The organism is Promicromonospora sp. NPDC110617, assembly GCF_055598465.1.
The window spans coordinates 448,894-475,537 of record NZ_JBVKBM010000004.1 but is presented as its reverse complement, the minus strand read 5'-3'; the positions used below and the strand labels follow the sequence as shown (position 1 = coordinate 475,537).

Genomic DNA, 26,644 nt, shown 5'->3' with positions numbered 1-26,644 from the left:
GCGGTTTGCGGTGCCTTCCGTCCCGCTCTGTCCTACGATGACCGGCGATGTTCACCCCCTCCGGTGCCCCGCGGCACGGCACACCCGCGGCGCGCGACGCCGCCGTCGCGCGCCGCGGCGCCGTCCGCCTCGCCTGGCCCGACGCCGCGCGCGGCCTCGCCATCTCACTGGTGGTGCTCTACCACGCCACCAACTGGACGTGGTCCACGGGCTACGAGGTGAGCGTCCTGCGCGAGGTCAACGAGACGCTGCGCAGCCTGCGCATGCCACTGTTCTTCGCGGTGGCCGGCATGTTCGCCGGGAAGTGGACGGCGGTGCCGTGGTCGCGGCTGGCCCGCGGCAAGCTGCTCCACTTCGCCTGGGTCTTCGTGCTCTGGGAGCCGATCTCCCTGGTGGTGCGCCTGCTCACGGGCTACTACCAGGTGGCGGACGCCGACTGGGGCACCCTCGCGCACGACCTCGCCTGGTCGCTGCTGGTCCCCCGGTCGGAGCTGTGGTTCCTCTGGACGCTGGCCGCGTTCTTCGTGCTCGCGCGGCTGCTGCGCCGGGTGCCCGTGCCGGTGCAGCTCGTGGCGGCGGCGGCCGTGAGCGGGTGGGCGCTGGCCGGCTGGGAGCCGGAGAGCATCGCGTGGCGCGGCACGGCGCAGTTCGCGGTCTTCTTCCTGGCGGGCCTGCACCTGCGGCCGCTGCTCGAACGGTTCGCCGAGCGCGTCACCTGGCTCTGGGCGCTCCTCGCCGTCGGCCTCTGGCTCGGGATCCAGATCACGGTGCGTGACCTCGGCCTGTCCGACGTCCCCGGGCTGTACCTGCTGGCCAACGTCGCCGGTGTGCCGGCCGGCGTGGCGGTGAGCGTGCTGGTCTCCCGGGTGCCCGGCGCGCTCGGGCTGCGCTGGATCGGCTCGCGCACGCTGCCGGTCTTCGTCACGCACACGTCGGTGGTGCTCGCGCTGCTCTGCCTGCTGTACCGCAACGCGATCTGGATTCCCGCGCCGCAGTCGCAGTGGCTGCCCGTGGTCCTGTGGGCGACGGCGATCTCCGTCGGGCTGGGGCTGGGCGCGCTCGCACCCCGCATCGGCGCGCGCTGGCTGTTCGCGCCGCCGCGATGGCTGGCCGGCGGCACCCGCTGACGGGGCCGGCCCGGCCCGCTACCAGGACGTGCCGGATATCTACCCCGTAAGCGACTTGCCTGTTACTGTTTCACCCTCAGTACGGCGACGGCGCCGTCCTGACGGCGGAGCCGCGGCCTCGCCCTGGCCCTCCGGGAGGTCTCGTGCGACGCATCAGACGAACGGCGGTCCTCGTGACCGCGCTGCTGGCCCTGGGCCTCGGCGGCACCGCAGTGGTGGTACCGGCGTCGGCCACGGACGGCGCGCCCCAGGCCCTGCCCGAACCCACGCTCCCCACGCCGGAGTCCGAGGTGAACGCGACCGGGACGCCGTTCACCGGCACCCGGCCCGACGGGACGGTGTACGGCCTGATCGACGCGCACAGCCACCTGTTCATGCAGGACGGCATGGGCGGCGCCGCCGTCTGCGGCAAGGTGTTCTCGGAGCAGGGGATCGGGACGGCGCTGCGGGACTGCCCGTCGCACGAGCCGCACGGGCTCGGCGCGCTGCTGGAGAACCTGACCCGGGACGGCTCCCCGATCGGCACGCACGACACGACCGGCTGGCCCACCTTCGCCGACTGGCCCGCCCACGACTCCCTCACCCACCAGCAGATGTACTACCGCTGGGTGGAGCGGGCCTGGCGCGGCGGGCAGCGCGTGCTCGTCAACGACCTGGTCACCAACGGCCTGCTGTGCTCGATCAACCCGGGCACCTACCAGAGCTGTGACGAGATGACGGCGATCCGCCGCCAGGCCCGCGACACCTACGACCTCCAGGCGTACGTCGACGAGCAGTACGGCGGGCCGGGCCGCGGCTGGTTCCGGGTGGTGACCAGCAGCGCGCAGGCGCGCCAGGTGATCGAGGAGGGCAAGCTGGCCGTCGTGCTCGGCGTGGAGACGTCGGAGCCGTTCGGCTGCAAGCAGACCCTGCGCATCCCGAACTGCTCCCGGGCGGACATCGACGCCGGGCTCGACGAGCTCCACGCCCTCGGTGTGCGCTCGATGTACCTGTGCCACAAGTTCGACAACGCGCTGTGCGGCGTGCGGTTCGACGCCGGCACCCTGGGCACGGTCATCAACGCCGGCCAGTTCCTGTCCACGGGCACCTGGTGGGACGCGCGCTCCTGCCCCGCGGACCAGCCGCACGACAACAACCCGGGCAACGGCGAGCTGCCGCCCGAGCTGGAGGACGACCTGCCGCCGGTCCTGCCCCTCTACCCGCCGGGCACCGTCTGCAACACCCGCGGCCTGACGGGGCTGGGCGCCTACGCCGTCCGCGGCCTGGTCGAGCGCAACATGATGGTGGAGGTCGACCACATGAGCGCGAAGGCCGCCAGCCAGACCCTCGACCTCCTGGAGGACGAGGGCTATCCCGGCGTGCTGTCGACGCACTCCTGGATGGACGAGAGCTACCTGGACCGCCTCTACGCGCTGGGCGGGTTCGCCACGATCTACGGCCACGCCACCGAGGAGCTCGTCGCGGAGTACGAGCGCACCGCGCCCGTCCGCGACCGGTACGGCGCCGGGATCGGGTTCGGCTTCGACATGAACGGGTTCGGCGGCACGCCGCCGCCCCGGGCGGACGCCGCCGCGAACCCCGTCACCTACCCGTTCCGGTCGTTCGACGGCGGGACGCTGCTCGACCGGCAGACCACCGGCGAACGCACCTGGGACGTCAACGTCGACGGCGTGGCGCACTACGGGCTGGTGCCCGACTACGTCGAGGACCTGCGGCTCGTGGGTGGCCAGGACCTCGTCGACGACCTGTCGCGCGGCCCGGAGAGCTACCTGACGACGTGGGCCGGGGCGGAGGCCCACTGACCCCGCACGGGGTCGCCTCACCCGGGTGAGAAACCCAGTTCACCCCTGCCTGACCGGTCGGGACCGGGGCCCCCGGTCGTAGCCTGAGCGACATGTCAGGGCTCCTCCGCGCTGCTCCGGGAGGGACCGGCACACCGACCGGAACTCCGTCCCCCGAACGGCCGGGCGCGCGACCTCCCGCCCGGCAGGACGCCGCGCGCCGCCGCGCCGGACGGGTCTCGTCCACCGTGGTCACGCTCGGCGTGGTGAGCTTCCTGACGGACGTCTCCTCCGAGGCGGTCACCGCGATCCTGCCGCTGTACGTCACCGCCGCGCTCGGCCTGTCGGTGGTCGCGTACGGCGTGGTCGACGGGCTCGTCCAGGGCGCCGGCGCCCTGGTCCGGGTCGCCGGCGGCTGGGCCGCGGACCGCACCGACCGGCCCAAGTGGGTCGCCGCCGTCGGCTACGGGCTGTCGGCCCTGACCCGGGTCGGCCTGCTGTTCGCCGCGGGCCTCCCGGCCGTCGCGAGCCTCGTCGTCACCGACCGGGTGGGCAAGGGCGTGCGTACGGCACCGCGCGACGCCCTGATCGCCGCGTCCGCCAACCCGCGCAACCTCGGGCGCTCCTTCGGGGTGCACCGGGCCCTGGACACGGCGGGAGCCGCCCTCGGCCCGCTGCTCGCGTTCGTGGTGCTCTGGGCCATCCCGGACGGCTACACGACGGTCTTCGTGATCTCGCTCGGCGCCGCGGTGCTCGGCGTCGGCGCCCTCGTGCTCCTGGTCCCGGACCTGCGGCCCCGGCAGGCCGCCTGGCTGCGGACGCACCGCACGCGCGAGTCCCGCGGGCTGCCCAAGTGCAAGGGCTGCACGTGCGAGGCACCGGGCGGCCTGGAGCTCGCCGGGCGGCCGTTCTCGTGGAGCTTCCTGCGCGGCGGCGCCACGGTGCGCCTCCTCGTCGTCGCCGGGCTCCTCGGCCTGCTGACCGTGGGCGACGGGTTCGTCTATCTGGCGCTGCAGGACCGCGACGGCTTCGCGACGCAGTGGTTCCCCCTGCTCTACGTCGGCACGAACGCCGTGTACATGCTGCTCGCCGCGCCCGTCGGCCGGTTCGCGGACCGCTTCGGCCGGGCCCGCGTGCTGGTCTGGGGGCACGTGCTGCTCGCGGCCGCCTACGCGTGCGCGGCTTCCCCGTTCGCGGGCACGACGACGACGGTGGTCGCCCTGGTGCTGCTCGGCGCCTTCTACGCCGCGACCGACGGCGTGCTGTCCGCGCTGACCAGCGCGCTGGTCCCCGCGGCCGTGCGCGGCACCGCGATCGGCACCGCGCAGACCGTCACGGCCGTCGCGCGGATGGCCGCCTCCGCCGGGTTCGGCGTGCTCTGGTACGCGACGGGCCGGGTCGACGCGCTGTGGATCGCGACGGCGGCGCTCGTCCTGGCCGTCCCGGTCTGCGCCTACGTGCTGCGGAGGTCCCCCGCATGAGCCCGCGCCCGACCCTGCGCCGGCGCACGGCGTTCGGCGTGCTGGCCGTGGTGGTGCTGGCCGGCACCGGCTGGTACGTCACCACCGAGGTGCTGCGCGCGCGGGCCGAGCAGGCCGCACCCAGCGCGGTCGAGGTGGCCGAGGACGTGCTGGACGGCCCGCACGTGCTGTTCCGCGGCACCGCGCCCGGCGAGCTGTACGGCAGGGTGTCCGCCGTCGCGCTGGACGACCTGTCCGGTCCCCGCGAGGTGACGCCCGCCGTCTGCGACCGCGTCGACACCGACGGCGAGACGACGGTCTGCCTGCACACCCGCCGCGGCGTCGTCACCACCTACGAGGCCGAGGTGCTCGACGACGCGTGGCAGCCCACGGCGAGCTGGCCGCTGCCCGGCGTCCCGAGCCGCACCCGGCTCTCGCCGGACGGCCTGGTGGCCACCACCGCGTTCGTGACCGGCCACTCGTACGCCACGACGGGCTTCTCCACGGAGACGACGGTGCACCGCGCCGACGGCTCCGACGTGTCCGGCAACCTCGAGGACTTCACGCTGCTCGTCGACGGCGAGCCGGTGGCCCCCGTGGACCGGAACGTGTGGGGCGTGACCTTCGTGGACAAACGGACCTTCTACGCGACGGTCCAGTCGCAGTCGCTCGGCCGCACCTGGCTCGTCCGGGGCGACCTGGACGACCGCACCCTCGTCACGCTGCTCGACGGCGTGGAGTGCCCCTCGCTGTCGCCCGACGGGACCCGCCTGGCGTTCAAGCACGACGCCCGCGAGCCCGGCGCGGCCACCCCGCACTGGACCCCGGCGGTGCTGGACCTCGACACGATGGCGGTCACCGTGCTCGACGGCGAGGAGCGGAACGTCGACGACCAGATCACCTGGCTCGACGACACGACGATCCTGTACGGGCTGCCCCGCGCCGACGAGCCGGGCACCACCGACGTCTGGGCCCTGCCCGCGGACGGTTCGACGGCTCCGGCCGTCGCGATCCCGCAGGCCTGGTCCCCGAGCGTGGTCAGGGGATGACACCATGCGCACGAACCGTAGGAGCACCGCGCGGAGCATCGCGACCAGGAGTACCGCGGCCGCCCCGCTGCTGGCCGCGGCCCTGGTCCTGACCGGCTGCACCGGCACGCCCGAGGCGAGCCGGACGCCCGACGACGGCACCGCCTCCGCGACGAGTCCGGGCACGGCCCCGGCCACGCCGTCGGACGAGCCGGACGACGGCGGCACCGGGTCGGCCGAGCCGAGCACGGAACCGGGCGTGAGCGCGGAGCCGAGCGCCGAACCCGAGACCGAGCCGACGAGGACCGGGGCCACGGCGCCCATGCCGGACGGCGGCAGCGACGGGCAGAGCGGCGGCGACGGCAGCGAGGTGATCCCGCCCGTGTCGCAGGACGGGTCGCCCGCGAACGGCCTGGGCAACGCCACCGGACCCGCCGCGGGCCGGCTCGGCGGTGGACAGCAGACCGGCAGCGCCGCCGGCCTCGTGGCGGGCTTCCCCGAGGACGTCGTGCTCGTGCCGAAGGGGGCCGACGTCGACTCCAGCTCCGTGACCGGGGCGGACGGCCGCTACCAGGTCACGCTCGACGCGACCGTCGACGCCGCGTGCACCGACGTGCTGCTCGACTACCGCTCCTGGTTCACCTCCGGCGGCTTCGCCGAGCAGGACACGACGAACCGGCCGCGCCGCACCACCGTCGACCTGGCCCGCAAGGGCGAGAGCGTGGTGCTCACCACCGTCCGCGCCGGCGACGGGTGCGCGGTCACGGTGTTCGCCACGCTCACGGCGCGCTGAGCCCGGCACACCGGTGAGGCGGACGCCGCCCGGCACGGCAGCGTCCGCCTCACCGGCGCCTCACCGGCGTCGTCCTACTGGTCGGTGAACACGGGGTCCACCCAGTACCCGGTGCTCTGCCAGGTGTACTGCGGGAACCCGCCGCCGTAGAGGTAGGTGCCGGCGTTCGCGGGCGCCGTCAGCGGGCCGACGGTGCGCGCCTGGGAGAAGTAGCCCGACCCCGCCGCGTAGCCGCCGTTGGGCGCGAGGTAGGACACGGTGTACGTGCTCCCGGCGGTGACCGCCACCCGCTGGGCCAGGGTGACCGTCTGCCAGCCGTCGCTCCCGCCCGACGCCGCCTGGGCCGTCGCCAGGCGCGTGCCCGCGGAGTTCCACACCGACACCGTCTGGGTGCCGGTGTTCGCCGGCCCGCGGTAGAAGCGCACGGCCGTGACGAAGCCGTTGCGGCTCGCCGTGAACCGCGTGCCGAGCTCCACGGCCGCGCCGTCGTCCGCGGACGCGACCGGCGGCACGGCGGCGCCGAAGATCGTGCACGGGCACTGGCCGTCGGCCGCCTTCGTGGTGAACGACCACGAGGTGGGCCCGAGCGTCTGCCCGCCGGACGTCTTCCCGGTGAACGCCGCCGTGTAGGCCGTGCCGGGCGTCAGGGCACTCCCGGGCGTGAACGTCGCCGTCGTGCCGGAGACGGCCAGGCTGCCGGACACCGCCTGCCCGCCGGGGCCGGTCAGCGTCAGCGTCGTGCCGGCGGTCGCCAACGTCTGCGAGGCCGTGACCGAGACCTTGGTGCTCGTCGCCACGTCGACCGCGGAGGCGGACGGCGTCCGCGACGTGATGGTCGGGGCGGCGGCGGCCGGCTCGAACTGCACGTCGACGAGGTAGGACGAGGACGTCTGGGTGGTCGGACGGCCGGAGCCGTAGAGGTACACGCCCGCGTTCTGCGGCGAGCTCAGGTCCCCGACTGTCCGGGCCGCGCCGAGCGCGCCGAGCGTCACCGGGTAGCGGCCCGACGGCGCGCGGTAGCCCACCGTGTACTCCTGGCCGCCGGTCACGTCGGCCGGCGTGTCGAACGTGACGTCCTGCCACCCCTGCGGCACCGGGTCCGAGACGGTCTTCTGCGCGACCACCTGGCCGCTCGGCCCCCACAGGGTCGCCACGAACGGCCCCGCCATCTGGGTCGACTTCCAGAACTGCAGCCCGGAGACCTTGCCGGTCACCCGCGGCGTGAAGCGCATGCCCAGCACGACGGCGGCGTTGTCGGCCGCTGCCGTGACGCCCGGCACGGTCGTCTCGTCGAACAGACCGCAGGGGCACGTCGTGGACGGCGGGCGGAGGGTCCGGAAGCTCCAGGTGCCGCCGTCGGACAGCGTGGTGCCGTCGGTCGTCCGGGCGGAGACCACCATCTTGTAGGTGGCGAACCCGGCGAGCGGGGACGACGGCGTGAACGTGGCCGTGCGGGTGGCGGCGTCGTACGCCACGGTCCCGGGGGCCGCCACGCCGGCCTGGTCGGTCAGCGCCATGCTGATCGACGACGCCACGACGCTCTTGGAGAACGTGATCCGCACCGGGGCGTCCAGGCGCACGCTGACCTCACCGGGGACCGGGGTCCGCGAGGAGGCCACCAGCGGCGAGCTGTCGTTCGTCGTGTACACCGCGTCCACCCAGTAGGCGGCGTTGTCCCAGTTCTCGGTGGGGACCGTGCCGGGCGCGCCGTAGAGGCCGGCCGGCGCGGCACCGAAACCGCCCTCGACGGTGAGCGGCCCGGCCTCGCGCCCCTTGGTCTGGAAGGCCCACGGGCTCGACGTGTAGCCGCCGTTGGGCGCGGTGTAGGACACCGTGTACGCCTGCCCCCCGACGACGGGGACGGGGCTGGTGAACGACGCCTCCTGCCAGCCGCTCGCCGTCTCACCGGTGAACTGCACCCGGGCGAGCTGCTCGCCGGAGGCGCTCCAGAGCGCCCCGAAGTGGGTGCCCGTGTTCGCCGCCGTCTTGTGGAACCGCACGCCGCTCACGTAGCCGCTGTCCGTGGGCACGAACCGCATGCCCAGCTCGACGGCCGACGAGTCGTCGGCCGGGCCGGTCGGCGGCGTCGTGGTGCCGAACACGGTGCACGGGCAGGTCACCTGCGCGCCCACCGTCGCCACGGCCCCCGTGTTCGCGGAGTCGTCGATCGCCCGGGCGCGGAGCTGCGTCGCGCCCGACCCGAAGGCCTGACCGGTGTACTTCCAGCTCGCGCGGCCCTCGGCCGGGTGCCAGGACTTGCCGCCGTCGAGCGACACCTCCACGCCGGCCACCTTGCCCGCGGCGTCCGTGGCCGTGCCCGTGACGGTCACGCTCGCCCCGCCGCGGTACGTCTGCCCCCCGGCCGGGCTCGTGATCTGGGTGGTCGGCCCGGTGGTGTCCGTCGTCCGCGTCGCCGGGGTGATGCCCGAGGCCAGGGTGGCCGGCTGGATGCCCATGTCCGCGAAGAGGTTGACCGTCGCCTGGCGCATCCGCGAGTCGGCGGGCGCGCCGTTCCCGTCGTGCTCCTGGTCCAGGCCCCAGGCCCACTGCACCGTCCCGGCGGAGAACACCAGGGCGCCGCTGGAGGCCTTGTACAGGGTGATGGTGTGCTTCGTGACGCCGGGCGCCACCGTGTTGCCGAAGTCCTGCAGGTACTCCGGCACGTTGCCCACCGTCGTCGACATCCGGATCAGGCCCGCCGGTCTGAAGCCGTTGTCCAGGTCCTCGTTCGACTCGTACCCGACCGTGTGCTGCGCGAGCGCCTGGGAGGTCCCCGCGGGCAGCGAGCCCAGGGTCGTGCCACGCCAGATGCGCAGCTTGCCGTCCTCGGACGTGACCGTGAGCGGCAGGTCCGAGTAGTTGGTCGTGTACAGGGTGCCGATCACGCCGTTCTCAGGGCGTCCGGCGCCCGCGGCCGCGCTCGCGTACCGGGGGTCGCGCCAGGTCCCGGTCCACTCGCTGGACGGGTCGATCTTGGCCCGGCCCCAGGTCTCCTTGTACGAGACGAGGGTGCGGTGGCTGGTCGACGGGCCGGCCGCCGAGGGCTCCCAGCGCGTGCGCCAGTACATGTCGTTGCCCGCGAAGAAGCCCAGGTGCACGCCCGCGTCCCGAGCCTGCTCGACGGCGGCCCGTTGCGGGCCGGACCAGTACTCGTCGTGCCCCACGGACAGGAACGCCTTGTGGTTGAGCAGACGGGCCCCGTCGCGGTGGGTGTCCGCCCCGGCGATGTAGGTGACGTCGTAGCCGTTCTGCTCCATGAACCGGACCATCGCGTACTCGGCGCTGAAGTAGAAGTCCCGGCCGTTCTCCAGCCCGCGGGTCGCGAACGGGCGGTTGTAGCTGAGCTTGTACGCGCGCCCGTTGGCGCCGCCGGTGTAGAAGCTGGACCCGCCGTAGGTGTTGTAGGCCTGCCACGTGGTGTCCGACGTCTGGAAGACGACGTCGGAGGTGGACCCGTCGTCACGCACGACGAAGGTGATGTGGCTCTGGCCGCCGGTGTCCGTCCTCGTCAGGAGGGCGATGTACACCCCGGACACAGCGGTCGACGGAACGTTCCAACCCGCCGAGACGCCCCAGCTCCCGCAGTCGACCAGCTCGGTGGTCTCGTCCCAGGCGCACTCCGGCTGCCGCTGCGGCAGCGTGGCGCTGGGCGAGACCGACGTGATCTTGCGCGCCCCGAGCCCCTGGTACCAGCCGGTGCGGTAGATGTCGATCGTGTACGCCCGGGCGTCGGTGTCGATCTTGAAGTCGACCCGGCTGCCGGTGTCGACGCTCATCTGGGTGGCGAAGCCCTGGATGCTGGCGTCGCCGGACCGGTCGATGTCCCACACGTCGGGGGACGTACCCGGCTTCGAGTTCTCGCAGGCGACCGGGTTGCCCCCCGACCCGCACGGGTCGGCCGCGGTCGCCGCGGGAACCACCGCCAGCAGTGCCGACGAGGCCGCGAGGACGGCGACCACGAAGGCCGCGAGGGGGCGACGGCCCCGGCGGGTCCGGTGTGACGAAAGTGCGAAGGTGCTGCCCACATCGCCACCCTAGGATCGCCCGTGCCGGTTGGGCCCTGCCAGGACGGCATGATCACCCCCGGTTCACCCGGTTGCATACACCGCTGTCAGACCCCGCCGGACACGGCAGATCCCCAGGTCACGCGAGCGACCTGGGGAATCCGGCACGGGAACGAGACGGACGGCGGTGCGGCCGCCTCAGGCCTTGGCGACGTGGTACTTGCCCTGGGCCGCGAGCAGCCCCTCGGTGAGCAGCATCTCGACGGCGTCGGCGGCGTCGTCGACCAGGATCGGCAGGTCCTTCTTCTCGGTACCGCTGAAGTCGCGCAGCACGTAGTCCGCCGTGTCCATCCGGCCGGGCGGGCGGCCGACGCCGACGCGCACCCGGTGGTACTCCTTGGTGCCGAGCGCCTTGGTGGTGTCGCGCAGACCGTTGTGTCCGCCCTCGCCCCCGCCGACCTTGAGCTTGATGGTGTCGAAGGGGATGTCCACCTCGTCGTGCACCATGACCACGTGGTCGGGCTCGACGTCGTAATACTTCGCAAGGGCACTGACCGGGCCGCCCGAGGTGTTCATGTACGTGGTCGGCTTCGCGAGGATCACGCGGGGGCCGGGGGCCCCGCCGGGCAGCACCCCGAGCCGGGCCTCCGCGACGACGGCCTGGGCCCGGGCGTGCTTCGAGAAGCGCGCGCCGGTGCGCTCGGCCAGCAGGTCCAGCACCATCTGCCCCACGTTGTGCCGGTTGCCGGCGTACTTGGGGCCGGGGTTGCCGAGCCCGACGACGAGCCAGGGCCGGTCGCTCATGTCATGTTCCCTTCACGACGGCGTTCACGGGGGCGGGCTGCCGCGCCGTGCCGGAGAGACGGCACGGCGGAGACAGGTCGGGCCGAGGCGGAACCCGCGCCGCACACGATCCTCTCGTGCGCGCGTCAGGACGTTCCACCTCGGCCCGTCGTGCCTGGACCCGGTACGTCCGGCACAGGCCGGGACGCTGCGGGTCGCGGGAGGGGCTCAGCCCTCCGCGGGCGCCTCGGCGGCCGACTCGGCGGACTCCGCCGACTCCTCGGCCTCGTCCGGGCTGGCCTCGCCGCGCGGCTCGGTGATCAGCACGACGACGTGCTCCGGGTCGGTGAGCAGCGTGGAGCCGGACGGGAGGGCGACCTCGCCGGCGTGGACCTGCGCGCCGTTCTCCAGCCCCTCGATGGAGACGTCGACGGACTCGGGCAGGTGCGTGGCCTCGGCCTCGACCGACAGCGTCTGCGCCTCGACCAGGTGGATGGTGCCCGGGGCCGACTCGCCCACGATGTTCACGGTGACGTCGACGGTGATCTTCTCGCCGGCGCGCACGACCTGCAGGTCGATGTGCTCGATGACGTTGCGGACCGGGTCGCGCTGGATGTCCTTGGCGACGGCCAGCTGGCCCTTGCCGTCCAGCTCGATGGAGAGCAGCACGTTGGTCTGGCGCAGGGCCAGCATCGACTCGTGGCCCGGCAGGGTCACGTGCACCGGGTCGGTGCCGTGGCCGTACAGGACAGCGGGGATCTTGTTGTCGCGGCGGATGCGGCGGGCCGCACCCTTGCCGAACTCGGTGCGGGGCTCAGCGGCGAGCTTGATCTCGGCCATGGGAACTCACTCCTGGAAGATATGTGTGCAACTCGAAGATGGCGGCTGCGTCGGCGCGGGACACGTGACGGGCGCGGAGCGGGCACGCGGGGCGAGGTCTGGAGGGGTACTCCGCCCGGGGCCGCCGACGGCCGCCCAGTCGATCACGGACGCCGGCCGAGTGCTTGCGGGATCAGGTCCCGCCGCGGCCGTCAGACGTCCCTCGCCGAGGCAACCTGACTACTGTACCCGCTCGTCGGCCCGGTCCGCACCGAGAGGCGGTGTGACGCCGATCGCCGGCTGCGTGCGCCGGGGCTTGTAGACCACCTGGACGTGGAACACGAACCGCAGCAGGAACGCGACGACGAGCGTCACCGCCTGCACCAGCACGGGCCACATGCCCGTGTGCTCGACCAGCCACCACAGCACGGGCAGCCGGATGGCCGCCTCCGTGCCGTTGAACGCGAACGAGTGCGCGAACCGCGACCAGACGCCGCGGCCCTCGTCGCGCAGGTCCCGGAACACGAAGCGTTCCTGCAGCAGGAAGTTGATCAGGATCGTCACGACGGCGGAGATCACCGCCGCCTGCACGTAGTGCACGCTCAGCGCGGTGAGCAGCCACAGGATGAGCACGTTGAGCACGGCCCCGAAGCCACCGATGATCGCGAACCGCGACATCCGCCCGAACCGCAGCGCCGCGAGCTGCTCCAGGTAGCGCAGGCCGGTCTTGAAGGTCGCCTTGGAGTGCCCCGCGTACCGCTCGCCGAACACGAACGGCTCCTCGCCCACTGCGAGGGTGTTGCGCGCCAGCAGCTCGAGCAGGATCTTGAAGCCGCGCGGGTGCAGGGCGTCGAGGTCCAGGCGCTCCACGCGGGCGGCGAAGAAGCCGGTGAGCGGGTCGGTCACGTTCCGCAGCCGGACCGGGAACATGGAGCGCGCCAGCAGGGCCGACGCGATGGAGACGCCGTGCCGCCACCAGCCGTCCAGGCCCCCGGCGTCGCCGTCGCCCGTGTACCGGGACGCCACCACGAGGTCGAGGCCCGCCTCCCGCCCGCGCGTGACGAGGGCGGGCACGAGCTCCGGCGGGTGCTGCAGGTCGCCGTCCATCACCACGGCCCACTCGGTGTCCACCGTGCGCAGCCCGGCCACGACGGCACCGCTGAGCCCGCCCTGCGGCGTGTCGCGGTGCAGCAGCCGCACCGGGACGGGTGCGCTGGCCGCCACCTCGCGGATCCGGTCGGGGGTGTCGTCGGTCGAGTCGTCGACGAAGAGGATCTCGGCCAGCTCCGGAGCCCCCACCGGAGCGGGGCCGCCCTCGGGTCCGCTCGGGACGCCGGAGCGGCGACCGTCGTCGGGCAGCACCCCGAAGGCGGCGCAGAGCCGCTCCGTGAGCGCGGCGACGTTGGGTCCCTCGTTGAACGTAGGGACCACGACGGTGACGGTCACTGACCCTCCCAGATCGATGTCAAGACACGGTCCACCGTTGGCCGGGTCTGAGTCAAGTGTCCCGCTCGGCGCTCCGGATCAGGAGTTGCCGTCGAACAGCGAGGTCACGGACCCGTCGGAGTGGACCTCGTTGATCGCGGAGGCCAGCAGCGGCGCGATCGAGAGCACCTTGAGGTTCTCGAACCGGCGGTCCTCCTCGATCGGCAGCGTATCGGTGACCACGACCTCGCGCGCCCCGCACTCGGTGAGCCGCTGCGCGGCCGGTCCGGACAGCACGCCGTGCGTCGCCGCGACGGTCACGGACTTGGCGCCCGCCGCCATGATCACCTTGACGGCCTCGGCGATGGTGCCGCCGGTGTCGATGAGGTCGTCCACCAGCACGCAGTCCTTGCCCTGGACGTCGCCCACCACGCGGTTGGCGACGGACTGGTTGGGCCGCGTGACGTCGCGCGTCTTGTGCACGAACGCCAGCGGGCCGCCGCCCAGCTTGGACGCCCAGATCTCGGCGACGCGGATGCGGCCGGCGTCCGGCGACACGACGGTGACGTTCTCGACGTCGACGCGGGTGCGCACGTAGTCGACCAGGATCGGCATGGCCCACAGGTGGTCCACGGGCCCGTCGAAGAAGCCCTGGATCTGCGCGGTGTGCAGGTCCACGCTCATCAGGCGGTCCGCGCCCGCCGTCTTGAACAGGTCCGCGATGAGCCGGGCCGAGATCGGCTCGCGGCCGCGGCTCTTCTTGTCCTGCCGGGCGTAGCCGAAGAACGGCGCGACCACGGTGACGGAGTGCGCCGAGGCGCGCTTGGCCGCGTCGACCATGAGCAGCTGCTCCATGATCCACTGGTTGACCGGCATGGTGTGCGACTGGAGCAGGAACAGGTCCATGCCGCGCACCGACTCGCTGAAGCGGACGTAGGTCTCGCTGTTCGCGAAGTCGTACGCGGACACGCCCAGGAGGTCGATGCCCAGCTCCTTCGCGACGTTCTTCGCCAGCTCAGGATGCGCTCGGCCCGCCGCCAGGACGAGCGGGTGGCGGTTGGGTCCGGGAACGGTGCTGGACATCAGTGCGACTTTCCTTCCTCGTCGGCCCCCGGAGCGGGGGCCTGGTCGGCCGGTCCGGCCTGGGTGGCCGCGGCCTGCGGGGCCGTGGGGGCCCCGGCTGCATTCTGCTGGGCAAGCTGGCGCTGTGCCTGGTCACCGAGGCCGGACGGCGCGCTGGCCGACGCCGCGGCGTCCGCCGCGGCCGTGCCCGGCCGACGACGGCCGACCCAGCCCTCGATGTTGCGCTGCTGCCCGGCGGTGACCCCGAGCGCGCCCGCGGGGACGTCCCGGCGGATCACGGACCCGGCAGCGGTGTACGCGCCGTCGCCCACGGTCACGGGTGCGACGAACATGTTGTCCGCGCCGGTGCGCGCGTGCGAGCCGATCACCGTGCGGTGCTTGTGCACGCCGTCGTAGTTGACGGTCACCGACGCGGCGCCGATGTTGGTGTGCTCGCCGATCGAGGCGTCACCGACGTAGGAGAGGTGCGGCACCTTGCTGCCCTCGCCGATCTCGGCGTTCTTGGTCTCGACGAAGGTGCCGATCTTGCCCTTGCGGCCCAGCTTGGTGCCCGGGCGCAGGTAGGCGAACGGGCCCACGGAGGCGCCCTCGCCGATGACGGCGAGCGACCCGTGCGTGCGGACCACCGTGGCGTCCGCGCCCACCTCGACGTCGGTCAGCGTGGTGTCCGGGCCGATCGTCGCGCCCGTGGCGACCACGGTGGCGCCCTTGAGCTGCGTGTTCGGCAGGAGCGTGACGTCGGGGGCGAGCTCGACGTCGACGTCGATCCACGTGGTGGCCGGGTCCTGGACCGTCACGCCCGCGCGCTGCCACTCCTCGACGACGCGGCGGTTCATCTCGCGGGCGAGGACGGAGAGCGCCACGCGGTCGTTGACGCCCTCGACCAGCATCGGGTCGTCGGCGAGCAGCGCCCGCACGTGCAGGCCCTCGGAGCGGGCGAACGCGACGACGTCGGTCAGGTAGACCTCGCCCTGCGCGTTCTTGCTGTCCAGCCCGTTCAGCCCGCGACGCAGGGTGGCGGCGTCGAACACGTACACCGACGAGTTGATCTCCAGGATCCCGAGCTGGTCCGCGCTCGCGTCCTTGTGCTCGACGATCTCGAGCACGTCCCCCGTGCCCTTCTCGCGGACGATCCGGCCGTAGCCGGTCGCGTCGGCGACCTCGGTGGTGAGGATGGTGACGGCGTTGCCGTCCGCGTGGTGCGCCGCGAGGAGCTGGCCGAGCGTGGCGCCGTCGAGCAGCGGGACGTCGCCGGCCACGACGACGACCGGACCCTCGATGCCGTCGCCCACGACCTCGCCGTCGGCCAGGCCCGCCGCGGCGGACGCCGCCTGGGCCTTGGAGTCGAGCGCCGCCAGCGCGCACTGCACGGCGCGGCCCGTGCCGGGGACGTCGTCCTGGTCCACGAGGATCGCGGCGGGGTCGAGCCGGCCGACGGCCTCGGCGACCAGGTCGCGCTCGTGCCGGACCACCACGGCGACCTGCGCGGGCTCGAGCTCGCGAGCCGCGGCCAGCGCGTGCCCCACCATCGGCTTGCCGCCGAGGGGGTGCAGGATCTTCGGCAGCGCTGACTTCATGCGGGTGCCCTGGCCGGCGGCAAGAACGATGACTGCTGCCGGCTGAGGTGTCTCGGTCACGAGTGCTCCGATCGGTGGGTTCGTCAGATCCGGATGGCTCCGCCCCCAGGATTCGAACCTGGACTAAAGGCACCAAAAACCTCTGTGCTGCCGATTACACCAAGGCGGACCGGGCGCGCGGGAGGCTCCGTCGTGACCCGAGGCGGGCGTGTGCCACCGTCGCACGTCCGTGAACAGTCTGCCAGGTCCCGGGGCATGCCCCATGCCGGACGGGTCGAGTCGTCAGCCACATCCGCGGCGCGGGCCGCCCCGGCCGGGACACGCCCCGAACGGCCGCTCGGGCACAATGAACCCCATGGCCGCCGAAAACCGACGTACCCATCGACCTCGCATGACGGCCAGCCAGCGGCGTGAGCAGCTGCTCATGGTCAGCCGCGGCCTGTTCGCCCAGAAGGGCTTCGAGGGCACCAGCGTGGAGGAGATCGCGGCCCGGGCCGAGGTGTCCAAGCCCGTCGTCTACGAGCACTTCGGCGGCAAGGAGGGCATCTACGCCGTGGTCGTGGACCGCGAGGTGCAGGCCCTGACCCACGCCCTGACCGGGGCGCTCGGCTCCGGCGGCCACCCGAAGGTGCTGCTGGAGCGGACGGCGCTCGCCCTCCTCGACTACATCGAGTCGTCCGAGGACGGATTCCGGATCCTCGTGCGCGACTCCCCCGTGGCGCAGGCGACGGGGACGTTCTCCAGCCTGATCGGCGACGTCGCGACCCAGGTCGAGGCGATCCTGGAGCCGCAGTTCCGGGAGAACGGGCTGGACACCAAGGCTGCCCCGCTCTACGCCCAGATGCTGGTCGGGATGATCGCGCTCACCGGCCAGTACTGGCTGGACGCGCGCAGCCCCAGGAAGACCGAGGTGGCGGCGCACCTGGTGAACCTGGCCTGGAACGGCCTGCACAACATGGAGAAGAAGCCGGCCCTGACAAAGATGTCGCGCTGAGGCCCGGCGTCGCCGCACACTGACGGAGCGTCAATACCGGCGGCGAAATGCCGTGGACAACTGAAATGCCCGGTGTCGTCAAGTCAGTTTGCGCGGACGCAACAATGTCTGCGCCAGCGCAAAAGAACGAACGCCCCCTGCGTTGAATACGCAGAGGGCGTTCGCTTTGGCTGGGGATGTTGCTCACGCCGCTATAGCGGCGTATTCCCTGCTCAGAGACCCAGAAGGACGCGGATCTGCGCCAGGGTGATGCCGAGGGAGTCGAGCAGGGTCGAGACGATGTCAACAACAGACATGGTGCTTTTTCCTTCCGGAAAACGGGAATCACAGGATGATCACCTGCGAGCGGAACAGTGTTCGCGTTCCATACATTAAGCACACGACACGGACTCTGCAACGGGAAATGGATATTCGACTTTAATGCGCACCCAGTTTCACCCTGTGATATTGGGGGTGAAACTGAACCATGGTCCGCCATGAAGCGGACATATTTCTGAACGAGAGTCAGTTGTTCCTGGCGCCGGTCAGCGCGTGCAGGACCCGCGAACACGTCGCGCCCGTCGACCTCCCGGTGGCGCACATCTGACCGGGCACCGCGCCAACGAGTGCCATAGAGTGGAGGTACGAGAAGGCGGGCCCCGAGTCACCGGGGCTCGCCTTCGTGCATCCACGACGACAGGAAGCCCGTGCGGCCGATCGATCCCGACCGACAGATCCCCGATGAGGTACCTCGGCGCGCCCACGTCTTCATCGACGAGTCAAAGTCCCGCGGCTATCTCATGGCGGCTGCCTTCGTCCATCCCAAGCATCTGCAGTCCCTGCGCCGTGCTCTGCGCCAGCTCCGGCCTCGCGGGCGGCGCAGCGTGCACTTCAACGGGGCTCGGGACGACCTTCGCCATGCTGTCCTGGACGTCCTGGTCGCGCACGAGGTCATGGCGATGGTCGTCCAGGCGACCGGGCGACGCGGGCTGCGGCAACGAGAGACATGCGTCCGGAAGCTTGCCCAGTGCTGTGTGGCGGTAGAGACCGGCGTGGTCGTCCTGGATCTCGACGAGAGTGTCGTCGGCAAGGACCGCCGGTGGCTGTACGAAGAGCTGCACAAGAGCGAGACCCGCTATGACCATCTGCACCGCCACGAGGAACCCTTGCTCTGGGCAGCGGATGCGGTCGCGTGGGCGTGGCAGCGGGCCGGTTCGTGGCGAGACCGTGTGCGCCCGATGGTCGCCCAGTTCCACGAGGTGCCCTGACAGCGCGAAGCCCGGGCCACCCACCTGAAGGGTAGGCTCCCGGGCTCACTTCTCGGGGCTAGTGCCCCTCGCATCATCAATTCTACCGACATCCCTGTGCTCGGCAAGCACTGACGACTGCCGACGAGGACGATCTAGGCTGCGCCGCGTGACCACCTCCGAGCAGCTCGCAACCGTCCGCGACGACTACGACGACCAGGCCGAGGCGTACACCGCGTTCATCGGCGAGGCGTTCGCCGGCCAGCCCCTGAACCACGTCATGCTCCAGGCGTTCGCCGACCTGGTCCGGCGCTTCTGTGCGCAGACGCGCGGCGAGCAGGCGGACGGCGGGCAGTCAGCCGGCGCGCAGGTGGCCGACGTCGGCTGCGGCCCCGGGCACGTCACCGCCTACCTCCGGGACCGGGGCGTCGACGCGTTCGGCGTCGACCTGTCGCCCCGGCTCGTGGAGCACGCCCGCGCGGCCCACCCGGGTGTGCGGTTCGACGTCGGCGACATGGGCGACCTCGGCGCGCTCGGTGTCGCGACGGCGGGCCTGGCCGGGGTGGTGGCGAACTACTCCCTCATCCACACGCCGCCGGACGCGCTGCCGGCGACGCTCGCCGAGCTGATCCGCGTCCTGGCCCCGGGCGGGTACGTCCTGCTGTCGTTCCAGGCGCTCGGCCCCGCGAGCAGCCCGGCCGAACCCTTCGACCACAAGGTGTCGCCGGCCTGGCGGTACTCGCCCGACCACGTCGTCGGCCTCCTCGGCCGGCACGGCGTGACCGAGGTCGCCCGCCTGGTGATCGCGCCGGGCGAGGACCCGGTGCGGGGGTTCCCGCAGGCGCACCTCCTGGGCCGCAGGGCGGCCTGAAGCCCGCCGCCCGTCGGCTGGTGCTCGTCCGTCGGACCGGGCTCGTCGCCCGCGCCTCACCACGCGGCGAGCAGCAGCTCCTCCACCGCGTCGGCGGTGACCTGGCGCGGGTTCGGGTAGGGGTCGGCGGCCACCCGTTCGGCCGCCTCGCGCAGCGCGGTGCGGGGCAGGCCGAGCGCGCCGAGCGTCGTCGGGCCGTCGTGCCGGGCCGCGAGCGCCGCGACCGCGCCCGCCGGGTCGCCGTTCGCGACGCGCGTCAGGCGCGCTGCCGCGTCCGGGGCGGCGACCAGGTCGAACCGCATGACGTGCGGCAGCAGCAGGGCGTGCAGCTCGGCGTGCGGCAGGCCGTAGGTACCGCCGAGCACGTGGGCGAGCTGGTGGTGCAGGCCCATCCGCGCCTGCGCCAGGCACGCGCCCGCCAGCCATGCCGCCTCCTGGAGCCGGCCCCGCGCGTCGACGTCGGACAGCCGGTCCAGCACCAGCGGGAGCGCGGACAGGATGCCGTCGGCGGCCTCGACCCCGTACGCGCGAGTCGCCGCGCTCGACTCGGTGTCCCACAGCGCCTCGACGGCGTGGGCCAGCGCGTTGAGCGCGGAGGTCAGCGTGAGCCCGTGGGGCATGGACAGTGTGAGCTCCGGGTCGTAGACGACGGTGCCGGGCGCGAGAGCCGGGTCGCGCCGCGTCGTCTTGACGCCGTTCTCGGTCTCCCCGAGCACGGGCGTCGCCTCCGAGCCCGCGTAGGTGGTGGGCACGGCGACCTGCGGCATGCCGGTCCGGACCGCGAGCGCCTTGGCGAGCCCGATCGCGGACCCGCCGCCGATCGCCACGAGCGCGTCGGCACGTACCTCCCGGGCCACGGCGAGCGCCTCGGCGGTCACCTCGACGGGGGTGTGCTGGGCCGGGCGCCCGAAGGTCGCAGCATGCCGCTCCCCCAGGTTCGTGGCCAGGTCCTGCGCCACCTCGGCCGACGACGGCGCCGCGACCACCAGCACCCGCTGCGCACCGAGCCGTTCGATCTCGTCGGGCACGAGGGCTCGCGCCCCGACGCCCTGCAGCACGCGTCCGGCGTAGACCTGGTGCACCCTGATGTCTGTTCCCACGATGCCTGAGCCTACGGTCGCCGGACCATCGTCCACCACGGTACGCACGGCAGGCGTCTGGTCGAGATTCTTGATATCGAGACATCCGGTAGCCTCTCGCCATGGAGCACACAGGTCCCGCCGACGAGGTCGACCGCATCGTCGCCGCGTGGCACCACGTGCGCCCGGACCTCGAGCTCGAACCGCTGACGGTGTTCAGCCGGGTGTCCCGGCTGGCCCGGCACCTGGATCTGGCCCGCCGCACGGCGTTCGCCCGGCACAGCCTGGAGACCTGGGAGTTCGACGTGCTCTCGGCGCTGCGCCGTGCCGGCGAGCCCTATCGCCTGTCGCCGGGCACGCTCGTCACCCAGACGCTGGTCACGAGCGGCACCATGACCAACCGGATCGACCGGCTGGAGTCGCGCGGGTTCGTCAAGCGGCACCGCTCGCCGGACGACCGCCGCGGTGTGCTGGTCGAGCTCACCGACGAGGGGCTGGCGCGGGTCGACGCCGCGATGAGCGACCTGCTCGACATCGAGGCCAAGGTGCTGACCGCCCTGTCCCCCGCGGAGCGCCCGCAGCTCGCGGCGCTGCTCCGCACGGTGACCGCCCAGTTCGACGACTGAGTCGGAGGTGCAGCGCAGGGTGAGGGCCGAGGAACGAGGCACGCGCCCGGAGCGGAACCGCAGGCTCAGCGGTCCCGGCTCACCATGATCTTCTCGCGGCCCACCTGGTCCGGCAGGAAGAAGAGGTCGTCGGCGTCGGCGACGTACAGGGGCAGCTCGCCGAGCTTCGCCGGCATGCCGTCCGCGTCGGTGACTGTCAGCTCGACGTGGTCCGCGGAGCTCTTCGAGTTGTACTTCCAGGTGCCCTCGATCTCGGCGGGCACGTCACTGCCCGCGCCGTCGAGCAGCTCGTCGGGGACGCCGACGGCCGTGAACGTCCGGTCCTCGCCGAGCGCCACGACGGTCCCTGCGCCGTCACCCACCCAGGAGCCGACGAACTCGGGCTCCGTGTAGTCCACCTTGCCGAGATCGAACCCACATCCCGACAGCATGAGTACGCCGACGAGTGCTCCCACCGCGGGGAAGACCTGCCGCTGGTTCATTCCACACCTCAGTTGTTCCAGTCGTGACCGGTCGCCCAATCTAGCGGGAAAGCCGCAATCCCTCCTGGGGGAACCGGGGTGTCGAGCAGCACATCGTGTGGTGATGCGATGGACGTCCGACGCAACCAACTGCCGCCGTCACGCACAATGAACGCATCATGAGCAACATCCGCGCGGCGGCGGGCGGCTCCGCGCTGCTCGTCGCGGTACTCGTCTTCGCCCTGAACCTCCGCACCCCCATCACGTCTCTCCCGCCGGTCATGTCCGACGTCGCCGCCGGGCTCGGCCTCGACCAGACCCTGGCGGGCCTCCTCGTGGGCATCCCGGCGCTCTGCTTCAGCGTGGTGGCACCGGCGGCGTCGACCCTGATCGCCCGGGTCGGGCCGTACGCGGCGGTCACGGTCGCCCTGGTCGGGGTGATCGTGGGCACTCTGATCCGGTCTGCCGGGTCGGGCACGGTGGGGGTGGTGGCGGCCTTCACGGGGACCGTCGTGCTGGGCTCGGCCATCACCGTGGGCAACGTGGTGGTCCCGGTGATCATCGCGCGGGACTTCCCGGCGCGGACGGCGCCGGCCACCGGCCTGTACTCGTCGGTGATGAACCTCGGGTCGGTCTTCGCGACGTCGCTCACCGCGCCCCTCGCCGCCCTGCTGGGGTGGCGGGGCGCCATCGCGTCGTGGGCGATCGTGGCGTTGGTCGCGCTCGTGTGGTGGAAGATCACCACCCGCCACCTCGTCGACCGGCCTGCCGTCACGCGCGCTCCGCACGTGGCGGAGAGGCCTGAGGAGACCTGGGCCGGCGTGCTGCGCCGTCCGATCACCTGGGTGCTCACCGTCGCGTTCGCGGGCCAGTCCTTCTCGTACTTCGCGGTGACCGGCTGGCTGCCGGAGCTTCTGCGCGACCTGCTGGGCGTGTCGGTGACCACGGCGGGCAACGCGGCCGCGCCGTTCCAGGGGCTCGCCATCGCGGGCAGCGTGCTGGTGCCGCTCGCCCTGGCCGCCCGGGTGCCGATGCGTGGTGCGGCGGTGGCGATGGCCCTGCTCTGGGTCTCGCTGCCGGCGGGCCTGCTGCTCGCGCCGCAGTGGTGGCTGCTGTGGGTGAGCCTCGCGGGGATCGCGCAGGGCGGGAACTTCGTGGTGATCTTCACGGTGGTGGCGCAGCGGTGCCGCACCGTCGCCCAGACCCGGCGGACGGTCGCGGCCGTGCAGGCCTTCGGCTACGCCGTGGCGGCGTCCGCGCCCGCGGTGATCGGCGCGGTCCACGCGGCGTCGGGCGGCTGGACCGCGGCGCTCGGGGTGATGCTGGGGTCCACGCTGGCGCTCGGGACGGCCGAGCTGGTCGCGACCCGGCGGCGCGGGCCCGCGCGGCCGTAACAGGAACTTTTCCATACTCGTTGAAACTTGGCAGGATCATTGCCAATCTTTCCAGCATGACGACACACCTTGAGCCCACCGCAGTGCTCCCCACCCTCCGCGAGCACCTCCTCGTCGACGGGTTCGACCTCGTCCTCGACCTCACCCGGTCGCACGGCTCCACGCTCGTCGACGCGCGGGACGGTCACGAGTGGCTCGACCTGTTCACCTTCTTCGCCTCGTCGCCCCTCGGCATGAACCATCCCGCCCTGGCCGACGACCCGGCCTTCCGCGAGGAGCTCGCCGCCGCCGCGATCAACAAGCCGTCGAACTCCGACATCTACACGGTCGAGATGGCGCGGTTCGCCGACACGTTCGCGCGGGTGCTGGGCGACCCCGCCCTGCCGCACCTGTTCTTCATCGACGGCGGGGCGCTGGCCGTCGAGAACGCGCTCAAGGTCGCGTTCGACTGGAAGTCCCGCCACAACGAGGCGAACGGCCGGTCCCCTGAGCTCGGCACCCAGGTGATGCACCTGGAGCACGCGTTCCACGGCCGCTCGGGGTACACGATGTCGCTCACCAACACGGAGCCGGGCAAGGTCGCCCGCTTCCCCAAGTTCGACTGGCCCCGCATCCCGTCCCCGTACCTCGCCGAGGGCAAGGACATGGACGCCGCCGAGGCCGCGGCGCTCGGGGCCGCCCGCGCGGCGTTCGAGGCCAACCCGCACGACATCGCGGCCTTCATCATGGAGCCCATCCAGGGCGAGGGCGGCGACCACCACTTCCGCCCCTCGTTCCTCCAGGGCACGCAGGCGCTGTGCCGGGAGTTCGACGCCCTGTTCGTCATGGACGAGGTGCAGACCGGCGCCGGGATCACCGGCACCACGTGGGCGTACCAGCAGCTCGGCGTCACGCCGGACATCGTCGCGTTCGGCAAGAAGACGCAGGTCTGCGGCATCATGGCCGGCGGCCGCGTGGACGAGGTGCCGGACAACGTGTTCGCCGTCTCGTCGCGGATCAACTCCACCTGGGGCGGCAACCTCACCGACATGGTGCGCTCCCGCCGGATCCTGGAGACCTACGAGGAGGAGGGCCTGGTCGAGCGGGCCCTCATCATGGGCAAGCAGCTCCAGGACGCCCTCACCGAGCTCGCCGGGCGGCACGCCGGTGTGACCGACGTGCGCGGCCGCGGCCTGATGTGCGCGCTGACCCTGCCCTCGCGCGATGTGCGCGACCGGGTGCTGGCGGCGCTCACCGAGCGGAGCGTGCTGCTGCTGGGCTGCGGCGAGCGCTCGGTCCGCTTCCGCCCGGCCCTGACGGTCACGACCGAGGCGCTGGAGGCCGGCGTCCAGGCCCTCGACGAGGCGCTGACGGCCGCCCTCTGACGGCCCGGCCGCCCCCTCCCGGGCGGCCCCGGACCGACCGGTCAGGCGCTCGGGTGCCCAGAAGACCCGGGCGCCCGGCCGGTCACTCGTCCTCGGCCGCGACGCTGTCCGCGATCCGGATCAGCTCGGCCACCGAGGGCCCGGCGTTGGCCGTCGGCGTGCGGCCGATCGTGGCGAGCAGCAGGTAGGAGCCCACGTCGTCGGTCCACTCGACCCGGACCGGGCCGAACCCGTTGTTGTCCACGCGGGTCACGCGTGCCTCCAGGCCCGACTCCTTCAGGTCCTGCCACTCGACCGTCACGGTGTCGCCGGACAGCTTGCCGGACAGCTCCTTCGCTCCCGGGTACGCCACGTAGACGATGGCCGACGCCGGGTGGAACGCCCCGCTGCGGACCTCCTCCTCGGGCCACCCGGGGCCAGGCCGGCCGCGGAACGTCTCCGCGTTCTCGGGGCCGTCCAGCGGGTAGGTGATCCAGGTGCCGAGGTGGTCCTCCGCCGTCGTGCGACCCATCCCCGCCGAGATCTCGGCAGGGCACTCCGCCACGGCCCGGCGCACGTCGTCGGGCACCCAGTGCGGCTGGCGCAGGTCGGCGGCGCAGGTGTTCGCCGTGAGTTCGGTGGCGTCCGCCGGGACGACGACGGGCTCGTCCTCCCCCGCGCCGAGCACCATCGTGACCACCACGATGATGATGGCGCCCAGCAGCGTCACGGCCCCGCCGAGCAGCCACTCCGGCCGGATCTTCGGCTCGTCGATGGTGGTGACCACGTCAGCCCCCGCACTCGATCTCGGTGACCGCGTCACGCGAGAGCGCGATGACCTTGTTCGAGGCAACCGGGCTCCGCGCCACCCCGGGCAGCACGTAGGAGCCCCAGTCGCAGTCGTTCTCCGCGAGGTAGGCGTCCCGTGCACCGCCCGGCGCGGCATAGCGGATGCGGTGGTCGGGGCCCTGGCAGCTGTAGTCGGGATCGCACAGCGAGATGGCCAGCGCGCGCATCGTGACCCACGTGCTGGTGTCGACGCAGCCGTCGACGGGCAGCCCGTTGTACGCCTGGAACGCCCGGGTCGCGGCCTCCGACTGGCTGTCCCAGGTGCCGTCCACGGTCTCCAGCCCGGTCGCGGCCGACAGCACGTTCTGCGCCGCGACCACCTGGCCGCCGGACGTCTTGCCGCACTCGCCCACCGGGTCGTTGGACACCCAGGTCGCGCTCGAGTTGGCCGCCTGCACCACGGCGGCGACGATCAGGGCGAGAACCGCGGTGCCCCCGCCCGCCTGCAGCCAGGTTCGGGTGGTGGGCATTTCCTCGCGCTCCTTCGTGTGCCCGACGACGGAGCCGGGCGCGGGTGCTGGTTACCGCGAGCGTAACAATTCGCACTTACACGACGGAAGCGGCGCACCGGCAGAAACCGGATCTCATGTGTTTCGATGGGCTACCGGGTCGTGTGCGCGCCGCCGTTCACGTGCAGCGTCTGCCCCGTGATGTGCCGCGCGGCCGGCGAGGCGAGGAACGAGACCAGCCCGGCGACGTCGTCCGGCGTGCCGGGACGCCCGTCGTGCGTGGCCGCGACCAGCCGGCCCAGGCGCTCCGGCGTGAGCCGGCCCTTGAAGTAGCCCGTGTCCTCGATGTACCCGGGCGCCACGCAGTTGGCGGTGATCCCGCGTGGCCCGACCGTCGCGGACAGGCCCGCGGTCCACGCCTGGACGGCCGCCTTGGCCACGCCGTACGACGTGCCGGCGTACTCCGCGCCGATCGAGCCGACGGTGACGACCGAGCCGCCGGTCGGCATGTGGTCGAGGACGGCGGTCACGACGAGTACGGTGCTGATCAGGTTCGCGTCGAGGTTGGCCCGCCAGCCGTCGGCCACCTGCGCGAGGCCCGCCGGCTCGGGCCCGTCGAAGTCCGTGTTGCCGCCGGCCATGGCCACCAGCACCTCGACGGGTGCGCCGAGCTGCGCCACGAGCGCCTCGACGTCGTCCGGCCGTCCGACGTCGCAGCGCACCGCGCGTGCGCCTGTCGCCACGGCGGCCCGGTCGAGCCGTTCGGCGTCACGGCCGGTGATCACGACCTGGCGCCCCTCCTCGACGAACCGGCGCGCCACCGCGCCACCGATACCGCCCGATCCGCCGGTGACGAGTACGAGTCCGGACATGCCGCTACCTCCTGGGGCCGTGTACGTTTAGATCTAAACGTACAGGAGGCCAGCGTGACCGAGTACCCCTTCGACACCACGGCGGCCGTTCCGCCCGAGGACATCGCCGCGGCGTGGGAACGCGAGCTGCCGGGCGTCACGGTGGCCTCGATCGGCGTGATCACGCCGCTGTGGCGCGCCGCCAAGACCCTGGCGGACGAGCGGCGCCGGACGTTGCGGCGGATCGGCATCGACCCCGCGACGCTCGACCTGCTCAGCACCCTGCGCCGGTCCGGGACGCCCTGGTCGCTGACCACGCGCGAGCTCGCGGCCCACACGCTCGTCACCGCCGGCGCGATCTCGCAGCGGGTCGCGCGGGCGGAGCGCGAGGGCCTGGTGGTCCGCTCGTCGTCCGACGCCGGACGGCGGGCCGTGGCCGTGACCCTGACCGACGCCGGGCACGCGCTCGTCGAACGCGCCGTGCGGGAGCTGCTCACCCACGAGGAGACCTTGCTGGCCGGACTGCCGGCCGAGGACCGCCTGCTGCTGTCGGGGCTTCTCACCCGGCTCACCACCGCACTCCGGGGCCAGATTTCAGATGATTGAAAGAAAGCACCACCA

General features: G+C 72.6%; 23 protein-coding genes and 1 tRNA gene. 12 read left to right on the top strand and 12 right to left on the bottom strand.

The annotated features are described in order from the left end of the window. Positions 1-47: 47 nt before the first annotated feature. The 5 genes from ACZ7LE_RS23955 (at position 48) to ACZ7LE_RS23935 (ending at position 6,189) form a co-directional block, all read left to right on the top strand. Positions 48-1,127 carry an acyltransferase family protein gene (locus ACZ7LE_RS23955; RefSeq protein ID WP_470405716.1) on the top strand — a complete coding sequence of 360 codons (1,080 nt, stop codon included), beginning with the start codon at positions 48-50 and terminating at the stop codon, positions 1,125-1,127. Positions 1,128-1,270: 143 nt separating this feature from the next. Further along, positions 1,271-2,929: a Coagulation factor 5/8 type domain-containing protein gene (locus ACZ7LE_RS23950; RefSeq protein WP_470405715.1), complete on the top strand. Its 1,659-nt coding sequence runs from the start codon at positions 1,271-1,273 to the stop codon at positions 2,927-2,929. A 92-nt stretch (positions 2,930-3,021) separates the two neighbouring features. Next, positions 3,022-4,389 carry an MFS transporter gene (locus tag ACZ7LE_RS23945; RefSeq protein ID WP_470405714.1) on the top strand — a complete coding sequence of 456 codons (1,368 nt, stop codon included), beginning with the start codon at positions 3,022-3,024 and terminating at the stop codon, positions 4,387-4,389. After that, entirely contained in the window at positions 4,386-5,417 is a 1,032-nt protein-coding gene (locus ACZ7LE_RS23940) for a hypothetical protein (RefSeq protein WP_470405713.1), read from the top strand. Before ACZ7LE_RS23945 ends, ACZ7LE_RS23940 begins: the two co-directional genes overlap by 4 nt. Positions 5,418-5,421: 4 nt before the next feature. Continuing rightward, on the top strand, positions 5,422-6,189 hold the full coding sequence (locus ACZ7LE_RS23935) for a hypothetical protein (RefSeq protein ID WP_470405712.1): 768 nt from the start codon (positions 5,422-5,424) through the stop codon (positions 6,187-6,189). 74 nt (positions 6,190-6,263) lie between these two features. Here ACZ7LE_RS23935 and ACZ7LE_RS23930 read toward each other — a convergent pair whose 3' ends face one another. From ACZ7LE_RS23930 to ACZ7LE_RS23900, 7 genes are all read right to left on the bottom strand, one after another. Next, entirely contained in the window at positions 6,264-10,214 is a 3,951-nt protein-coding gene (locus ACZ7LE_RS23930) for a DUF4082 domain-containing protein (protein ID WP_470405711.1), read from the bottom strand. A gap of 177 nt (positions 10,215-10,391) precedes the next feature. Next, a complete protein-coding gene (gene pth, locus ACZ7LE_RS23925; RefSeq protein ID WP_285105733.1) occupies positions 10,392-10,997 on the bottom strand; it encodes an aminoacyl-tRNA hydrolase in 606 nt (201 codons plus the stop codon). Positions 10,998-11,204: 207 nt separating this feature from the next. Next, positions 11,205-11,816, bottom strand: coding sequence for a 50S ribosomal protein L25/general stress protein Ctc (locus tag ACZ7LE_RS23920; RefSeq protein ID WP_470405710.1), 612 nt, complete (start codon positions 11,814-11,816; stop codon positions 11,205-11,207). A 219-nt stretch (positions 11,817-12,035) separates the two neighbouring features. Continuing rightward, a complete protein-coding gene (locus tag ACZ7LE_RS23915) occupies positions 12,036-13,241 on the bottom strand; it encodes a GtrA family protein (RefSeq protein WP_470405709.1) in 1,206 nt (401 codons plus the stop codon). Between the two features lie 78 nt (positions 13,242-13,319). Then, positions 13,320-14,303, bottom strand: coding sequence for a ribose-phosphate diphosphokinase (locus ACZ7LE_RS23910; protein WP_397398328.1), 984 nt, complete (start codon positions 14,301-14,303; stop codon positions 13,320-13,322). Further along, positions 14,303-15,880: a bifunctional UDP-N-acetylglucosamine diphosphorylase/glucosamine-1-phosphate N-acetyltransferase GlmU gene (gene glmU, locus ACZ7LE_RS23905; RefSeq protein WP_470405731.1), complete on the bottom strand. Its 1,578-nt coding sequence runs from the start codon at positions 15,878-15,880 to the stop codon at positions 14,303-14,305. The genes ACZ7LE_RS23910 and glmU overlap by 1 nt, the downstream gene beginning before the upstream one ends. A 94-nt stretch (positions 15,881-15,974) precedes the next feature. After that, positions 15,975-16,049, bottom strand: a tRNA-Gln gene (locus ACZ7LE_RS23900). Between the two features lie 222 nt (positions 16,050-16,271). Here ACZ7LE_RS23900 and ACZ7LE_RS23895 point away from each other — a divergent pair. From ACZ7LE_RS23895 to ACZ7LE_RS23885, 3 genes are all read left to right on the top strand, one after another. Next, the gene (locus tag ACZ7LE_RS23895; RefSeq protein ID WP_470405708.1) at positions 16,272-16,874 is read left to right on the top strand and encodes a TetR/AcrR family transcriptional regulator; all 603 of its coding nucleotides are present in this window, start codon (positions 16,272-16,274) and stop codon (positions 16,872-16,874) included. Between the two features lie 686 nt (positions 16,875-17,560). Continuing rightward, positions 17,561-18,121, top strand: coding sequence for a DUF3800 domain-containing protein (locus tag ACZ7LE_RS23890; protein ID WP_470405707.1), 561 nt, complete (start codon positions 17,561-17,563; stop codon positions 18,119-18,121). A 148-nt stretch (positions 18,122-18,269) separates the two neighbouring features. Continuing rightward, on the top strand, positions 18,270-18,971 hold the full coding sequence (locus ACZ7LE_RS23885; protein WP_470405706.1) for a class I SAM-dependent methyltransferase: 702 nt from the start codon (positions 18,270-18,272) through the stop codon (positions 18,969-18,971). Positions 18,972-19,027: 56 nt separating this feature from the next. Here ACZ7LE_RS23885 and ACZ7LE_RS23880 read toward each other — a convergent pair whose 3' ends face one another. Beyond that, positions 19,028-20,071, bottom strand: a complete 1,044-nt coding sequence (locus ACZ7LE_RS23880; protein WP_470405705.1) for a maleylacetate reductase — start codon at positions 20,069-20,071, stop codon at positions 19,028-19,030. 101 nt (positions 20,072-20,172) lie between these two features. Here ACZ7LE_RS23880 and ACZ7LE_RS23875 point away from each other — a divergent pair, with 101 nt between their 5' ends. Next, positions 20,173-20,676 carry a MarR family winged helix-turn-helix transcriptional regulator gene (locus tag ACZ7LE_RS23875; protein ID WP_285105718.1) on the top strand — a complete coding sequence of 168 codons (504 nt, stop codon included), beginning with the start codon at positions 20,173-20,175 and terminating at the stop codon, positions 20,674-20,676. A gap of 65 nt (positions 20,677-20,741) precedes the next feature. Here ACZ7LE_RS23875 and ACZ7LE_RS23870 read toward each other — a convergent pair whose 3' ends face one another. Further along, positions 20,742-21,158 (bottom strand): hypothetical protein, encoded by a 417-nt coding sequence (locus tag ACZ7LE_RS23870; protein WP_397398325.1) that lies wholly within the window; start codon positions 21,156-21,158, stop codon positions 20,742-20,744. A 158-nt stretch (positions 21,159-21,316) separates the two neighbouring features. Here ACZ7LE_RS23870 and ACZ7LE_RS23865 point away from each other — a divergent pair, with 158 nt between their 5' ends. Next, positions 21,317-22,531 carry an MFS transporter gene (locus tag ACZ7LE_RS23865; protein WP_470405704.1) on the top strand — a complete coding sequence of 405 codons (1,215 nt, stop codon included), beginning with the start codon at positions 21,317-21,319 and terminating at the stop codon, positions 22,529-22,531. A 56-nt stretch (positions 22,532-22,587) separates the two neighbouring features. Next, positions 22,588-23,895, top strand: a complete 1,308-nt coding sequence (gene lat, locus ACZ7LE_RS23860; RefSeq protein WP_470405703.1) for an L-lysine 6-transaminase — start codon at positions 22,588-22,590, stop codon at positions 23,893-23,895. A gap of 82 nt (positions 23,896-23,977) precedes the next feature. Here the strand turns inward: lat and ACZ7LE_RS23855 are convergent, their stop codons facing one another. The 3 genes from ACZ7LE_RS23855 to ACZ7LE_RS23845 form a co-directional block, all read right to left on the bottom strand. Beyond that, the gene (locus ACZ7LE_RS23855) at positions 23,978-24,661 is read right to left on the bottom strand and encodes a hypothetical protein (RefSeq protein ID WP_470405702.1); all 684 of its coding nucleotides are present in this window, start codon (positions 24,659-24,661) and stop codon (positions 23,978-23,980) included. 1 nt (position 24,662) lies between these two features. Further along, positions 24,663-25,193, bottom strand: coding sequence for a peptidoglycan-binding domain-containing protein (locus ACZ7LE_RS23850; protein ID WP_470405701.1), 531 nt, complete (start codon positions 25,191-25,193; stop codon positions 24,663-24,665). Between the two features lie 131 nt (positions 25,194-25,324). Then, a complete protein-coding gene (locus ACZ7LE_RS23845) occupies positions 25,325-26,044 on the bottom strand; it encodes an SDR family NAD(P)-dependent oxidoreductase (RefSeq protein ID WP_470405700.1) in 720 nt (239 codons plus the stop codon). Positions 26,045-26,098: 54 nt separating this feature from the next. Here ACZ7LE_RS23845 and ACZ7LE_RS23840 point away from each other — a divergent pair, with 54 nt between their 5' ends. Beyond that, complete coding sequence (locus tag ACZ7LE_RS23840) at positions 26,099-26,629, top strand: MarR family winged helix-turn-helix transcriptional regulator (RefSeq protein WP_470405699.1); 531 nt, start codon at positions 26,099-26,101, stop codon at positions 26,627-26,629. The last annotated feature ends 15 nt before the right edge of the window (positions 26,630-26,644 follow it).